The sequence below is a fragment of the Paenibacillus humicola genome, assembly GCF_028826105.1.
GTDB classification, from domain to species: domain Bacteria; phylum Bacillota; class Bacilli; order Paenibacillales; family Paenibacillaceae; genus Paenibacillus_Z; species Paenibacillus_Z humicola.
In genome coordinates this window covers 1697434-1711707 of the sequence record NZ_JAQGPL010000001.1, presented here as the reverse complement: position 1 = coordinate 1711707, position 14274 = coordinate 1697434, and the positions used below count along the sequence as shown (strand labels likewise).

Genomic DNA, 14274 nt, shown 5'->3' with positions numbered 1-14274 from the left:
AACGAAAAACATCCGGCTTATGCGGGACTCATACTTGACAGTATTGCCCCCAGCCGGATGGAATAATCGCTATTGCCATGGTAAAGTTTCATGTGCCGGCGCGGCAATTAAACGCCGGCGGGCTGGTGCTTTCGGCCCGGAATTTCCCCCGTCGCCTCGTAGACGCGGACGATTTCGTCGATTTCCTTCTTCAGCTCGGCCAGCAGCTCCGCCTCCGGCACCTTGCGGATCATTTCCCCGTACCGGAACAGCATGCCTTCGCCGCGGGCGCCGGCGATGCCGATATCGGCTTCGCGCGCTTCGCCCGGCCCGTTAACCGCGCAGCCCAGCACCGATACCTTGATCGGCACCTTGATTTTGCTGATGTAATCCTCCACCTCGTTGGCAATCGAGAACAGATCGATATCGAGACGGCCGCAGGTCGGACAGGAAACGAGCGTCGCCGCATTGGTAATGAGCCCGAAGCATTTCAGCAGCTCGCGGGCGACCTTCACTTCCTCCACCGGGTCCGCGCTCAGGCTGATCCGCACCGTGTTGCCGATGCCCATCGCGAGCAGCGCGCCGATGCCGGCCGAGCTTTTGATCGTACCGCTGTGCAGTGTCCCCGCTTCGGTGATGCCAAGATGAAGCGGATAGCGAATCTGCTCGGCCGCCATCCGGTAGGCTGCAATCGCCATCGGCACGTCGGACGCTTTGAGCGAGACGATAATATCGTGAAAATCGAGCTCTTCAAGAATGCCGATATGGAACAGCGCGCTTTCCACCATCGCTTCCGGCGTCGGATAGCCGTACTTCTCAAGCAAATGGTTCTCCAGCGAGCCGGCGTTGACGCCGATCCGAATCGGGATGCCTTTCGCCTTGCATGCTTGGACAACGGCCTCGACCTTCTCCCGCCGCCCAATGTTGCCGGGGTTGATGCGGACTTTATCGACGCCGTTCTCGATCGACGCAAGCGCCAGGCGGTAGTCGAAATGGATGTCGGCCACAAGCGGAATATGAATCCGCTTCTTGATTTCCTTAATCGCTTCGGCCGCTTCCTTATTGTTGACCGTAACCCGGACGATTTGGCAGCCCGCTTCCTCGAGCCGCAAAATCTCCGCTACCGTCGCCTCCACGTCGGCCGTCTTCGTCGTGCACATGCTCTGGATGAAAACCTCGTCGCTGCCGCCGATCGTAAGCGGCCCGACCTTGACCGGCACGGTATCTTTCCGCAAGAACATCCCAGATCTCTCCCATGAAAGTCAAAGTCCACCTCCGCCGCAAAGGCGGTTCGAAGCCGCATGAAGGCGAAGGTGGAGTTGTTTGACGGATATTATCGCCATCAATCAGGCGCTTTCTTCTTTTTTCTTGCCTTTCTTGGTGGTCAGCTCAGGCATGATTTTCTCCTGTACGACCTTCTCCGTAATGAGGCAGCTGCCAACATCTTCGCGGGAAGGCACCTCGTACATCACCTCGAGCATAATGCCCTCGATGATAGCGCGCAGTCCCCGGGCGCCGGTATTGCGCTTGATCGCTTCTTTGGCGATCGCATCAAGCGCGCCCGCTTCGAAATCGAGCTTGACGTTATCCATTTCAAGCAGCTTCTGGTACTGTTTGACCAGCGCGTTCTTCGGCTCGGAAAGAATCCGGACCAGCGCGGCTTCGTCAAGCGGCTCCAGCGTCGAAATGACCGGAAGACGGCCGACGAACTCCGGAATCAGACCGAATTTGAGCAGGTCCTCCGGCAGCACCATCGACAAATATTCGCCGGGCTTCAAATCCTTCTGCCCGTCGCCGGACGCATTAAAGCCGATGACCTTTTTGCCGATACGGCGCTTGATATACTGCTCGAGACCGTCGAACGCTCCGCCGCAAATAAACAGAATGTTCGTCGTGTCGATTTGGATGAATTCCTGGTGCGGATGCTTGCGTCCGCCCTGCGGCGGCACCGAAGCGACCGTGCCTTCGAGAATTTTGAGCAGCGCCTGCTGAACGCCTTCGCCCGATACATCGCGCGTAATCGAAGGGTTCTCCGATTTGCGCGCCACTTTATCGATTTCGTCGATATAAATAATACCGCGCTCGGCTTTCTCGACATCGTAATCGGCTGCCTGAATCAGCTTCAGCAAAATGTTCTCGACGTCCTCGCCGACATAGCCGGCCTCCGTCAGCGACGTCGCATCGGCGATGGCGAAAGGCACGTTCAAAATTTTGGCCATCGTCTGCGCCAGCAGCGTTTTGCCGGAGCCCGTCGGGCCGACGAGCAAAATGTTGCTCTTCTGCAGCTCGACGTCCTCGAGCTTGTTCTGCGAATTGATCCGCTTGTAGTGGTTATATACGGCGACGGAGAGCGATTTTTTCGCCTGCTCCTGACCGATGACGTACTGGTCGAGAATGTTGCGGATATCCTTCGGTTTCGGAATATCTTTCAGATCGAGCTCTTCCTCGTGTCCGAGCTCCTCCTCGACGATTTCCGTGCATAGCTCAATGCATTCATCGCATATATAGACGCCTGGTCCGGCGACAAGCTTGCGAACTTGATCCTGCGACTTGCCGCAGAACGAACATTTCAACTGGCCTTTTTCGTCGTTGAATTTGAACATGGGATCACCCCTTCGTATCGATTCGTTACAGAGCCGTAACGACCTTGTCAATCAGGCCGTAATTCAGCGCTTCCTCCGCGCTCATGAAGAAGTCGCGGTCCGTGTCCCGATCGATCTTCTCATAAGGCTGACCCGTGCGATCCACATAGATCTGGTTCAGTTTTTGCTTCGTCTTCAAAATCCAGTCGGCGTGAATTTTGATATCCGATGCCTGGCCGCGCACGCCGCCAAGCGGCTGATGGATCATGACCTCGCTGTTCGGAAGCGCGAACCGCTTGCCTTTCGCGCCCGCCGTCAACAGCAGCGAGCCCATGCTGGCGGCCAATCCGACGCATATCGTCGATACGTCCGGCTTAATGAACTGCATCGTATCGTAAATACCCATGCCCGCCGTTACCGAACCGCCGGGCGAGTTAATGTAAAGATGAATGTCCTTCTCCGGATCATCCGCCGCAAGGAACAGGAGCTGCGCGATAATGGAGTTCGCCACATCGTCGTCGATCGCACTTCCCAGAAAAATAATCCGATCCTTCAGCAGACGGGAGTAAATATCGTAGGATCGTTCTCCCCGATTCGTTTGTTCGACGACTATAGGTACCAGATTCATGCGACCAACCTCCTCATAGGTAATATACCCCTAAATTCCTCTTCACCCGATGTAAAGACCGCTTTTCGTCTTTAGTGGTTTAAAGGGAGCATATTGTTATTTTATCACGTTCCGGATGCAATGTCATTTTTCCGAATACTACAGTATACGGCATCGCCGTACGGTTATGTACGGGGCAAGGCCCCAATTGTTTCCGCGAAATAATCGCGGCGAAGACGAGTGAATGTTCCGCTTCATCCTCTCAATGAGAAACGAGCCGCCCATCGGACGGCTGCGGTTCATTATGCCACTTCTGTCGTAACTTTGCTGTTGTCGAGCAGAAACTTAAGCGTCTTGCGAAGCACGAGCTCGCCTTTCAGGTTCTCGATATTGCCGTTCCGCGTAAAGATGTCGCGAAGCTCATCGGACGGACGGTTGTACATGCCGGACAGGCTTTCCAGCTCCTCCGACAAATCGGCTTCCGTTACTTCAATGCCCTCCTGCTTGGCGATTTTCTCCAATACAAGATTGTTACGGACGCGTTTCGTCGCATCCTCGCGCATCTGTTCGCGCAGCGCCGACTCGCTCTGGCCGGAGAACTGGTAATAAATGTCCATCGTCATGCCCTGCATGCGAAGCCTGTTTTCGAATTCGCGAACCATATAATCCACTTCGGAATCGATCATGGCCTGCGGAATGTCGATTTCGGCGTTCTCCGCCACTTTTTCCAAAATCGCCGTTTCGCGCGCCTGCTCGGCATCCTTCTCCTTGCGTTCTTTCAGCTTGGAGGTCAAATCCTGCTTGAATTCGTCGAGCGTATCGAACTCGCTTACGTCTTTGGCGAACTCGTCGTCGAGAGCCGGAAGGTTTTTCCGTTTGATCTCATGCACCTTCACTTTGAATACCGCTGCTTTGCCTTTTAGGTTCTCGGCATGGTACTCTTCCGGGAACGTCACTTCCACGTCCTTGAAGTCTCCCGTTTTCATGCCGACGATCTGTTCTTCGAAGCCCGGGATGAACGAGTCCGAGCCGAGCTCCAGCGAATAACGCTCCGCCTTGCCGCCCTCGAACGGTTCGCCGTCGGCAAAGCCTTCGAAGTCGATGACGACGACGTCGCCGTTCTCGGCAGCGCCTTCATCGATGACCGTAAGCTCGGCATGGCGCTGCTGGAGGCGGTTCAGCTCTTCGTCGATTTCTTCTTCCGTCACGATCGCATCGGTCGCGGGAATTTCCAGCCCCTTGTATTCGCCAAGCTCAACCTCCGGCTTGACCGTCACCTTCGCCTTGAATTTGAACGTCTGGCCTTTGCCGAATTGCTCGACTTCGATTTCAGGGCGGTCGACCGGCTCGATTCCGGTTTCATCCACGGCATTGGAATACGCGTCCGGAAGCAGGATGTCGATTGCGTCCTGGTACAGGCTTTCAATGCCGAAGCGCTTCTCGAACAGGGCGCGCGGCACCTTGCCTTTGCGGAAGCCCGGCACGTTCACTTTCGCAACGACCTTCTTAAACGCCTTGTCCAAGGCTTCGGTAACTTGCTGCTCCCCGACTTCCACGTCGACGGCCACAAGATTCTTGTCTATCTTTTCCCAAGTTGCTTTCATGTTATGCTTTCCCCTCCAAATTGAATAACGCATCTGCGTCAGGTCTTTCACGATTAATAAACCACTCTATTATAATCAACATCCGCGGGTTTTTCAAGGCTCGTCCCCTTCTCCGCCGCTTTGCAGGACGGTTACGCCGCGAAGCGTCCGAGCCGCCTGCTCGTAACGAAACCGGAGCGCATCGGTAATGCCGTATGTATCCCGGATTTCGTCGTCGTCCGCCCGGCCGTAAAGCGACAATTCGAGCGCTTGATGAAGGGCCGCCGCAAAGCAGTCGATCGTGTCGTCGTCGTCCGACAGCATTCGCTTGTAAGCCGAGGTGCCGTACAGGCACTGGAGGCTGAGCTTCCACAGCTCCCGGGCAAAATGCGGCATCGTCGCATCGCGTACCTCCGTCACGGTTTCTACCCTTTCTACGACTCTCGTAACCGCAACCGGAAATTCAGCCATGGAAAGCGGCGTCTCCTCGATTTCGAGCTCGACCCGTTCGCCCAGCCGCTCCAGCGCGACCGTCCCTGTCACTCCCCGGGTCCGCAAGCATTGAAGCGCTTTAAACTGCAGAGCGGGATGAAGCTCCGAGCCGGTCAGCCAGGCCATGATCGTCCGGTCGATGTCGGGATGATTCAAATGAGCCGCGCGCTCAAGCGCAAGCATTTGCTGATCGGGCATCGGATGATGCTGCATGATATAGAGAATCTGTCCGACATACTCGTCGTCCTGCCTTTCCGGTGCCAGCGCAAGCCGCCGGAACTTTTCTTCCTTTACCCGGTCGTCTTCTTCGTCGTCATCCTCGGCGGCAATGCGGCTATCGGCGGACGGAAAAGCCATTTCGAGCCAGGACAGCAAATTGCTCCATTCCTCATAGTACCGTTTCTCTTCGCCCCGGCATTGGAGAAGAAATGAAAGCAGCCGCTTGGCTTCGCCGAACTGCTCGGCTTCAAGCATCCGGGTCAGCTGCAGCTGGTATTGATCCAGCATATTCGGAAACAAATAAACATTGTCCTTGCCTTCCTCCTGCGGAGGATGTAGTGGTGTAATTGGGATCACCGCCTTTCCGGGCACCCTCATTCGATGTTGTTCACGATTATAACATTCTCCGCAGTTGAATTCCATTTATCCATGTGCTATTATTATTTCTGCTATTATTCATGCGGGTGTAGTTCAATGGTAGAACGCCAGCTTCCCAAGCTTGAGGCGAGGGTTCGATTCCCTTCACCCGCTCCATAACTTCTTAAAATGTCCAGAAGGGAAGCGAAACCTCAGCATTGGCCTTCTTTTCGATTGCGGACGCGTTCGCAAAGAAAGACTATGAATGTCCTTAAACGTTCCCGTAAGGGGACTTTTTGTTTTTTTAGGCAGCTTTTTTGTTTTATTAAGAGAGGTTCATTGCTCGTCTCTTCTACGCCTTTAATCGAAGCAAAAACTTGTTCCGCCCGCCTGAAAAACGGCATCAGACGTTTTTTCATCATTTATTGCGTATTCAAGCGGATCCATGTTATAATCTTACTTACGTGTCCCGGTAGCTCAGTTGGATAGAGCATGCGCCTTCTAAGCGCACGGTCGGGGGTTCGAATCCCTTCCGGGACGCCATTCTCAACCATCGATAACGACAAGAACCATGACGCAGCTCGTCATGGTTCTTTTGGTTCCCGGCGATTTGCCGGCGCCATGTTCCGCCCCCATTGCTGCACAATAAAGAGTTCACCATCGCGCAAGGAGGATTACCGTTGGACGTCACTTCTTTACTGCTGGTGGGTTTTGCCGCTCTCGGCATTCTCAGCCATAACAACACGATCACGATCGCCGTCATCCTGCTGCTGCTCGTGCGGGTGATGAAGCTCGACGCCGCTTTTCCCTGGCTGGAGAAATACGGCCTCACCGTCGGCATCATCATCCTGACCATCGGCGTCATGGCGCCGCTCGCAAGCGGCAGAATCAGCCTCGCCGCAATCCGCGATTCCTTCCTAAACTGGAAGTCGCTTCTGGCCATCGGCATCGGCGTACTGGTCGCTTACCTCGGCGGACGCGGCGTATCGTTAATGGCGCATCAGCCGACGGTGGTCGCCGGCCTGCTCATCGGCACCGTCCTCGGTGTCGCGTTTTTCAAAGGCGTTCCCGTCGGTCCCTTAATCGCGGCCGGACTGCTGTCTTTATTGATCGGCAGCAAATAAAAGGGCCGTTTCAAGAAAACCCGGAGACGCGCTCATTGGGGCCAAAAAGGGAAAGCGAGGAAGCCCGGCGCCGAATTCGGCGCCGGGCTTCCTCGCTGAATAACCGTCCTGCCGCGTCGAACCGCGCCGAAGGCTGGCCGAGGCGCCCCCCTACCTTCCGCCGATCAAGCGGTTTACAATCTCCATCAGTGTCGAATCCCCGCCAACATTTCCCGGAAAGACGATATAGGGCAGATGAGGGAACTTCGCTTCCGGTCCGGTGAGCCACACCGGTATGCCGGCGGCTGCCTGCCCCAGCACGAGCGCCTTGCGGATGTGCAGCCCTTTGGTCGCGATGTCGCTTGACGTGATGCCGCCTTTGGCAAGGATGAACCTCGGCGCCGCAGACAGCGAACGGACGAGCTCGACCATCGCGGCCGAGACGGTTTGACCGATTTTCAAATTGCCGGCCTTGTCCTTAACCGAGACCAGCCGGCGGCTGCTGTATACGGCGGCGCTGACGCCGCGGTCCAGCATGCCGTTCAGCTCGGCGGACAACCGCATAAGCTCCGCGGCGCCCGATTCCGGATCCAGAATCCGCTCGACTTCCAGCTCGAGCGGTTCAACGGATCCATGCTGCAGCAGCCGGTCCAGCTGCGCGGTCGTCTTGGCCGTATACGAGCCGACGACGATCAGCCCTCCGCGGCGCTCGCCGCCCCCCGCCGTCATCCGTTCGGGCGGCACATAATCGCGGTCTTCGATACCGGCGTATGCTTTGACGAACGAAGCGGCGGTCCGGTAAACGAACCGTTTGCCGCGGGCATAGGCCCGGTGAAGGGCGATCGCCACCGGAAACAAATCCGCATAGGACATAGCGTTGATGATGACCGGCGTCTGCCCTTTGGCGCGCATGAGCCGCTCTTCGACGGCATCCGGCCCTTGGCGGATGAGGTCGACGGGGACGGACAGGCATTGGTCGGGCCGAAAGCGCATGGCCGTTTTCTCCGCGATCCAGAACCGCAGGTCCGAATGCGAGTAGCCGAACACCTTATCGGCCGCGAACTCCGTCTTATGGACGGGGGTCAGCCACTCGTCCGTTTTCAAATAATGAATGTTGTTATACGTATAACGGCCGCCCTCGAAAAAAGCGGGTACGATCAGATGGCCGTCGTACTCCCGTCCGGCTGAGGAGCGGTAAACGTCGGACAAAACATCGATTTCCAGCGGATAATGGCCGCGCAGCGTCGAATCGCTGCGGCTCATAAATTCCACCTCGCAGCCGAGCTCCCGGGCCGCCTGCAGCACGTTGCCCGCAATTTCGCGGTTCACCGCCTCCGCCTCCATCGGCGTCATGGAACGGGTGTTGGTCAGGATGAAAAAAAGCGGGCGCTCGTCCTGCAGCGCTTCTTTCAGCAGCGGCAGCTCCCAATCGGTCAGCACCTCGATATCGTGCACCGTCTGCACGCCGGTCGGGTCGTCGTCCAAGACGACAAGCTTCCGCCCGGCCGAACGCAGGCTGCGCCGAATTTCCTCCTCCGCGCCGGGAGACGTCCACTCCGGCGGCAGTTTGTCCGCCGTTTCGCGATAAAGAATCGGATTTGCCATTTCACTCACCTTGTCCTGGATCGGTGTAATTTGGGATCATGCCATTCGCTCCAGCGCTTTCTTTACCGCCTCCACGCCGCTGGACGGGCTCGCCAGCACGGGCACCTTCGTCTCACCGAGACTCGGAATAAGGCGAGCCATGGAAACCTGCGCCAGCACGACGACATCGACCTTCGCGATCAGCTCCGAGATCGTTTCCTTCACGATCCGGTCGTGCTTCTCGCCGTCTCCGTCCAGCAGCGCCTGAAACGCGCCTTCGGCAATCTGCCGTACGACCTCGACCGGCTTGCATTTCTCCTTCGCCTTCGATTCGATCAGCCGAACGGTCGGCTCCAGCGTTGTTTTCACGGTTGCGACGACGCCGATTTTGGAACCGATTTCACTGGCACGGTCCGCCATCGCTTCATCGATCTTGATAACCGGTACCGACAGCAGGTTCCTTGCAGCGTCCGCCGCTTCCCCGACCGACGAGCATGCGTTCAATATCAGGTCGGCCTTCATGGCCTGCGCCTGCTCCATGTAGGCATACAGGCGGCTGGATACTTCCTTTGTGAGATGGCCCGCCTGCATGGCGTCATTCAGCAGGCTGTCGTCCATAATGTTGATCATCCGGACGTCCGGCAGCACCTGTCTGAACTGATCCTTCAGCGGCTGGACCGTTACCGGCCCGGTGTGGATGACGACTACCGTTTTCATTTGGTTTGTATTCCTCCCTGTTTAAATATCCGGCTTCATATAACCGCTGCCCCGCCTTGTCCGGCCGCGGCCTCGATGATGCGTTCCTGAGTCGCTTCCTCCCGGGAGAACTCCCCGGCGATCCTGCCTTCCCGGACGACGACAATGCGGTCGCTCATCGCCATGATTTCCGGCAAATCCGATGAAATCATGATAATTCCCATTCCCTCCCTGGCAAGCCGGAGCAGCAGCGCATGGACCTCGGATTTCGCTCCGATATCGATGCCGCGCGTCGGTTCGTCGACAATGAGCACCTTCGGATGGCGGGCCGCCCATTTGGCAATGACGATTTTCTGCTGGTTGCCGCCGCTTAAGAGGACCGCTTCCTGCTCGGGAGACGGCGTTTTGATCCCGAGCGCATCGATATACGTCTCGCACGCCCGCTTCTCTTTCTTGCGGTCGACAAAATCGAAACGCGTATAGCGCTCCAGGTGGGTCAGGCTGAAATTTTCCCGGACGCTCATATTGAGCACCAGCCCCTGCAGCTTGCGGTCCTCCGTCACGAACCCGATTCCTTTGCGGATCGCGTCGGCCGGACCGCGCACGTTCAGTCTTTCCCCGTCAAGCAGCACTTCCCCCCGGGAGGGACGAATGCCGAACAGAAGCTCCATGATTTCCGTGCGGCCGGCGCCGACGAGGCCCGAAAAGCCGAGAATTTCGCCTTTATGCAGCTTGAAGCCGACATCCCGGATGACCGCCCGGTGCGAAGCGGCCTTGAACGCCTGGGTTAAGCCCCTGACCTCCAAAACGGCCTCGTCCGTCGCGAAGCTTTCTTCTTTAGCATACATGTCGCTCAAATCGCGGTCGACCATTTTTTTGACGAGCATCTCGGTCGTCGCTTCGGTCGCGGGCATTTGGTGAACGGTTTGGCCGTCCCGCAGCACGCAAATCCGGTCGGCGATTTCGAAAATTTCCTCGAGCCGGTGAGAAATGTAGACGATCGAAATGTGCTGCTTTTTCAGCTTTTGCACCAGCTGCATCAGCGTCCGCGTTTCCTTATGGCTTAAAGAAGCGGTCGGCTCGTCCATCACGATCACTTTGGCGTTATAAGAGATCGCCTTCGCGATCTCGATCATCTGCTGCTGACCGACGCTGAGCTCGCCTACCTGCGTGCCCGGATCGATCTCCATGTTCAGCTCGGACAAAATCCGCCCGGATTCGGCCAGCATGCGGCGCGTATCGATCAGCCCGAGCCGGTTGCGCGGCTCCTTGGCCAAAAAGATATTTTCCGCCACCGTCAAATTCTCTGCGGTGGTCAATTCCTGATAAATGATGCTGATGCCGAGATTCCGGGCGTGAATCGGGTCTTTGATGGCCGTCTCCACGCCGTTCACGACGATTTTCCCTCTTCCGTCCCGGTCCGGTTCGTAAACGCCGGTCAAAATTTTCATCAAGGTGCTTTTGCCCGCCCCGTTCTCGCCGACCAGCGCCAGCACCTCGCCCTCGAACACCTCGAGCGTGACGCCGCTCAGCGCCTTGACGCCGGGAAAACTTTTGGAAATGTTCTGCATTTGCAGAATGGGCTTCACGCGCATCCCTCCTTTTATAAACGAAAACGAGAAGCCTGTAGAGCCCGCCGGCGCCTGCGGGCCCCCGGATTCGCCGCGCCGAAGAAGGCTTATTTCGTATAAGAATCGAGATTGTCTTTGGTGACGACGGTGACTCCCGTATCGATATCCTGCTGCGGCACGGTTTCTTCCCCTTTGATTTGCGCGACCAGATGCTGCACGGCGAGCTTGCCCATCGTAACGGGACGCTGCACGATAATGCCGTTAATAAAGCCGTCCTTCACGCCCTGAATCGTATCGGGCAGATCGTCGAACGCAAACACTTGAACGGCCCCTTTGCGGCTGGCAAACTCCTTGGAATTCATTACCTTCGCCATGGCAGGCCCGCCGACCTGGCTCACCCCAAAGATCCCTTTCAGGTTCGGATGCGCCCTGAAAATGCCTTCGGAAACGGATACGGCCTTGGCCAGGTCGTCCTCCGTGCCCTGCGTATCGACCAGCTTGATAGCCGGATATCCGGCAAGCGCCTTCTTGATTCCCTCGATGCGCTGGTTCAGGTTAAGCGCGCCCAGCTGTCCGGTAACGATCGCCACCTCGCCCTGGCCTCCGATCGCTTCGGCCATCGCCTTGCCCATCGTCTCGCCCGCCGATTCGTTGACCGTGCCGATGTACATCGTGCGGCCGCTGTCCGGCGAATCGGAATCGTAGGTCAAAACCTTGACGCCGGCATCCATCGCTTTTTTGATCGCTTCCTGTACCGATTTCGGCTCGTTGACGGAAATGCCGATGCCGTCCACATGCTTGGAGACGAGATCCTCGATCAGCTGGACCTGCGTCGAGCCCTGCGTGTTTTCCGGCACGACCCATTGGTACTTCACGCCGAGGGACGCCGCCTCGTCCTTGCCGCCCGTATTGATATCGTCGAAGAACGGCACGGCCACCTTCGGAATGAGGGCGACGGTGATGTCCTTATCGTCCTTCGCGCCGGCCGAGGAGGTGCCGCCGCTTGCCGATTGATCGCCAGCGGAGGAAGACGCGCCGCCGCTCCCCCCGGTATCGCCCGCGTTTGCCGGCCCTTTGGCCGAACAGCCCATCGCGGTCAGACAAAGCGCCAAAATCATGACCCAAGCGGTTAACGTATGCCTTTTCATCGTATTATCGCTCCCTTTTTCATTTGACTGCAAAACGGTTTACGGAACGTGTTTCAAGCGGCCGAAGCGAGTTCCGGCACGCCTTTACCCCCTTCGCTTCGAGCGCCACATGTCGATGCTGACCGCGATCAGAATGACGAGCCCGGTAATCGCCTGCTGCGCGTACGTGTTGATATTGAGCAGGACGATGCCGTTGGCGATGACGCCGATCAGCCCGGCGCCGATAATGGCGCCGACGATGCTGCCGAATCCGCCCGACAGACTGGCTCCGCCGATGGCGGCGGCGGCGATCACGTCCAGTTCGGCCCCGAAACCGGAGGCCGGTTCGGCGGAGGTCAGCCTGGCGAACAGAATAATGCCAGCTGCCGCCGATATGACGCCCGACAGCACATACACGATCATCTTCGTTTGGTCGGTTTTGACGCCGCTCAGCCTGGCAGCGTTTTCATTTCCGCCGATCGCATACACGTGCCTGCCGAACCGGGTCTTACTCATCACGACGGAGAAAACGACCATGAGCAGTAGCATGGCAACCACCGGAAACGGCACGAAGCCGATATAGCCCTGCCCCAAAAAGATGTAGCCGTCCGGCACGTCGGGCGTAACGGGGAAGCCCTCCGTAATGATGTAAATGAGTCCCCGGCCGATGCTGAGCGTGCCCAGCGTCGCGATAAAAGGAGGCAGATGGATTTTCGTAATCAGCAGGCCGTTCGCAAGCCCCGCCAGAAGCCCCGTAACGAGTCCCGCGGCGATCGCGATTGCGGTCGGGAGACCGTGCGCGAAGGACAGCGCGGTTATCAGCGAGGACAGCCCCATCACCGAGCCGACCGACAGGTCGATCCCTCCCGTAATGATGACCATCGTCATGCCGATCGCCATAATCGCCGTAACGGAAAACGCGCGGGATACCCCCATCAAATTGTCCGTCGTCAGAAAGTAAGGCGAAAACAGGGTGATGACGACCCCCATGACGACCAAAACCGCCAAAATGTTCATTTCCCGCGACTTGACGACGGACATGACGGGCTTGATGCCCGCCGGCAGCCGAAAGCCGCCCGGCTTCCCTTCTGCGGCCACTTTCATTGCTCAACCTCCTGTACGTTAAAGTTATCCGCGGTCTGCGGATATGCCTTGCGTTCACAGCGCGAACGGCAGCGTCTGCCGCGGCAGCGCTTTCTGCGACGCCGCGGTTTGGGGCCAGACCCCCGGGGATCCGTCACTCGCGCCGCCTCCAAATGTACGCGCTTTTTTTTCCAAAAACCATGATGTGTGTCACAGATTTTGTAAGTCACCCTCTGCTATAGTTTCAAGCGGAGCGGACCGGCCGGCAATCGATTAGGGACGGATCGTTTGCCATTTCAAAATCCGAACAAACGGGAGGAATACGGAACATGACAAAACGGGTGATCGTTACCGGGGGCAGCGGCATGGCGGCCAAATGGATCGTCAAGGATTTGGCGGAACGCGGGTACGAGGTGCTGAATCTCGACCGGGTGCCGATGAACCCGGCAATCCCGCGCACGAGAACGCTCATTACCGACCTGACCGATGCCGGTCAAGTGTTCAATGCGATGGCGGCAAGCACGGCGGGGCACGAATTCGACGATTCGATCCGCCCGCAGCCGATCGATGCGATCGTCCATTTTGCGGCCATACCGCGGATCATGACGCACCCCGACAACGAAATTTACCGGATCAACGTGATGGGCACGTACAATGTGCTCGATGCCGCCGCGAAATACGGCATTCGGAAGGTCGTGCTGGCGTCGAGCGAAACGACCTACGGGCTCGTCTTCGCTCACGAGCACCGGAATCCCGACTATTTTCCGCTGGACGAGCAGTATCCGGTCGATCCGATGGACAGCTACGCCTGTTCCAAAATCGTGAACGAGGTAACGGCCAAATCGTTTCACGCAAGGACCGGCATGGACGTGTATTGCTACCGCATCGGCAACGTCATCGATGTGCCGGATTACGCGAATTTCCCGGCATTTTTCCGGGACCCGGGGTTCCGCAAACGGATTACATGGAGCTACATCGACGTGCGCGATCTGGCCCAGGCCGTCCGCCTCGGGATCGAAAAAGACGGGCTCGGATTTCAGATCATCAATATTGCGGCCGACGACGTCTCCTCCGATCTGCCGACCCGGGAGCTGCTCGGCCGGTTCTACCCGGGCGTTCCGGTGAAGAAGGAGCTCGGCGAGCATGAAACGCTGCTGAGCAACGAAAAGCTGAAGCAGCTGCTCGGGTGGAAGCAGGAGCATGACTGGCGGATGTACGTAAACTAGGGCGGCCGAAAGGGCCAGCGCATCGGAAGCGCTGGTCTCTTTCGCTCCCGCGTCCTGCCCTCCTT

General features: G+C 57.5%; 12 protein-coding genes and 2 tRNA genes. 4 read left to right on the top strand and 10 right to left on the bottom strand.

Features of this window, described 5'->3' with window-relative positions; genetic code table 11:
- Window positions 1-107 precede the first annotated feature (107 nt).
- The 5 genes from ispG to PD282_RS07990 form a co-directional block, all read right to left on the bottom strand.
- Window positions 108-1220 (bottom strand): flavodoxin-dependent (E)-4-hydroxy-3-methylbut-2-enyl-diphosphate synthase, encoded by a 1113-nt coding sequence (gene ispG, locus PD282_RS08010; RefSeq protein WP_274649915.1) that lies wholly within the window; start codon window positions 1218-1220, stop codon window positions 108-110.
- A gap of 105 nt (window positions 1221-1325) precedes the next feature.
- Window positions 1326-2582 (bottom strand): ATP-dependent protease ATP-binding subunit ClpX, encoded by a 1257-nt coding sequence (gene clpX, locus PD282_RS08005; RefSeq protein ID WP_274649913.1) that lies wholly within the window; start codon window positions 2580-2582, stop codon window positions 1326-1328.
- A 25-nt stretch (window positions 2583-2607) separates the two neighbouring features.
- The gene (gene clpP, locus PD282_RS08000) at window positions 2608-3189 is read right to left on the bottom strand and encodes an ATP-dependent Clp endopeptidase proteolytic subunit ClpP (protein WP_274649911.1); all 582 of its coding nucleotides are present in this window, start codon (window positions 3187-3189) and stop codon (window positions 2608-2610) included.
- A 281-nt stretch (window positions 3190-3470) separates the two neighbouring features.
- Window positions 3471-4772: a trigger factor gene (gene tig / locus PD282_RS07995; RefSeq protein ID WP_274649909.1), complete on the bottom strand. Its 1302-nt coding sequence runs from the start codon at window positions 4770-4772 to the stop codon at window positions 3471-3473.
- Window positions 4773-4865: 93 nt separating this feature from the next.
- On the bottom strand, window positions 4866-5819 hold the full coding sequence (locus tag PD282_RS07990; protein ID WP_274649907.1) for a hypothetical protein: 954 nt from the start codon (window positions 5817-5819) through the stop codon (window positions 4866-4868).
- A 103-nt stretch (window positions 5820-5922) separates the two neighbouring features.
- On the opposite strand from PD282_RS07990, the gene PD282_RS07985 reads away from it, so the two are divergent.
- From PD282_RS07985 to PD282_RS07975, 3 genes are all read left to right on the top strand, one after another.
- Window positions 5923-5996 (top strand) — tRNA-Gly (locus tag PD282_RS07985).
- Window positions 5997-6285: 289 nt separating this feature from the next.
- Window positions 6286-6362 (top strand) — tRNA-Arg (locus PD282_RS07980).
- A 137-nt stretch (window positions 6363-6499) separates the two neighbouring features.
- On the top strand, window positions 6500-6943 hold the full coding sequence (locus tag PD282_RS07975; RefSeq protein WP_274649905.1) for a DUF441 domain-containing protein: 444 nt from the start codon (window positions 6500-6502) through the stop codon (window positions 6941-6943).
- Window positions 6944-7093: 150 nt separating this feature from the next.
- Here PD282_RS07975 and PD282_RS07970 read toward each other — a convergent pair whose 3' ends face one another.
- The 5 genes from PD282_RS07970 to PD282_RS07950 all read right to left on the bottom strand — a co-directional run bounded on the left by PD282_RS07970 (window position 7094) and on the right by PD282_RS07950 (window position 13004).
- Entirely contained in the window at window positions 7094-8527 is a 1434-nt protein-coding gene (locus PD282_RS07970) for a four-carbon acid sugar kinase family protein (RefSeq protein WP_274649903.1), read from the bottom strand.
- Between the two features lie 36 nt (window positions 8528-8563).
- Window positions 8564-9223 (bottom strand): aspartate/glutamate racemase family protein, encoded by a 660-nt coding sequence (locus PD282_RS07965; RefSeq protein WP_274649901.1) that lies wholly within the window; start codon window positions 9221-9223, stop codon window positions 8564-8566.
- Window positions 9224-9258: 35 nt separating this feature from the next.
- Entirely contained in the window at window positions 9259-10791 is a 1533-nt protein-coding gene (locus PD282_RS07960) for a sugar ABC transporter ATP-binding protein (protein WP_420832277.1), read from the bottom strand.
- An 89-nt stretch (window positions 10792-10880) separates the two neighbouring features.
- A complete protein-coding gene (locus PD282_RS07955; protein ID WP_274649897.1) occupies window positions 10881-11921 on the bottom strand; it encodes a sugar-binding protein in 1041 nt (346 codons plus the stop codon).
- Window positions 11922-12005: 84 nt separating this feature from the next.
- Window positions 12006-13004 carry an ABC transporter permease gene (locus PD282_RS07950; protein WP_274649895.1) on the bottom strand — a complete coding sequence of 333 codons (999 nt, stop codon included), beginning with the start codon at window positions 13002-13004 and terminating at the stop codon, window positions 12006-12008.
- A 308-nt stretch (window positions 13005-13312) separates the two neighbouring features.
- On the opposite strand from PD282_RS07950, the gene PD282_RS07945 reads away from it, so the two are divergent.
- Window positions 13313-14209 carry an NAD-dependent epimerase/dehydratase family protein gene (locus PD282_RS07945; protein WP_274649893.1) on the top strand — a complete coding sequence of 299 codons (897 nt, stop codon included), beginning with the start codon at window positions 13313-13315 and terminating at the stop codon, window positions 14207-14209.
- The last annotated feature ends 65 nt before the right edge of the window (window positions 14210-14274 follow it).

What these genes read in the sequence shown, in the direction of transcription:
- ispG (WP_274649915.1), bottom strand. Translation starts at nt 1,220, where the DNA reads ATGTTCTTGCGGAAAGATACCGTGCCGGTCAAGGTCGGGCCGCTTACG.
- clpX (WP_274649913.1), bottom strand. Translation starts at nt 2,582, where the DNA reads ATGTTCAAATTCAACGACGAAAAAGGCCAGTTGAAATGTTCGTTCTGC.
- clpP (WP_274649911.1), bottom strand. Translation starts at nt 3,189, where the DNA reads ATGAATCTGGTACCTATAGTCGTCGAACAAACGAATCGGGGAGAACGA.
- tig (WP_274649909.1), bottom strand. Translation starts at nt 4,772, where the DNA reads ATGAAAGCAACTTGGGAAAAGATAGACAAGAATCTTGTGGCCGTCGAC.
- PD282_RS07970 (WP_274649903.1), bottom strand. Translation starts at nt 8,527, where the DNA reads ATGGCAAATCCGATTCTTTATCGCGAAACGGCGGACAAACTGCCGCCG.
- PD282_RS07965 (WP_274649901.1), bottom strand. Translation starts at nt 9,223, where the DNA reads ATGAAAACGGTAGTCGTCATCCACACCGGGCCGGTAACGGTCCAGCCG.
- PD282_RS07955 (WP_274649897.1), bottom strand. Translation starts at nt 11,921, where the DNA reads ATGAAAAGGCATACGTTAACCGCTTGGGTCATGATTTTGGCGCTTTGT.
- PD282_RS07950 (WP_274649895.1), bottom strand. Translation starts at nt 13,004, where the DNA reads ATGAAAGTGGCCGCAGAAGGGAAGCCGGGCGGCTTTCGGCTGCCGGCG.
- PD282_RS07945 (WP_274649893.1), top strand. Translation starts at nt 13,313, where the DNA reads ATGACAAAACGGGTGATCGTTACCGGGGGCAGCGGCATGGCGGCCAAA.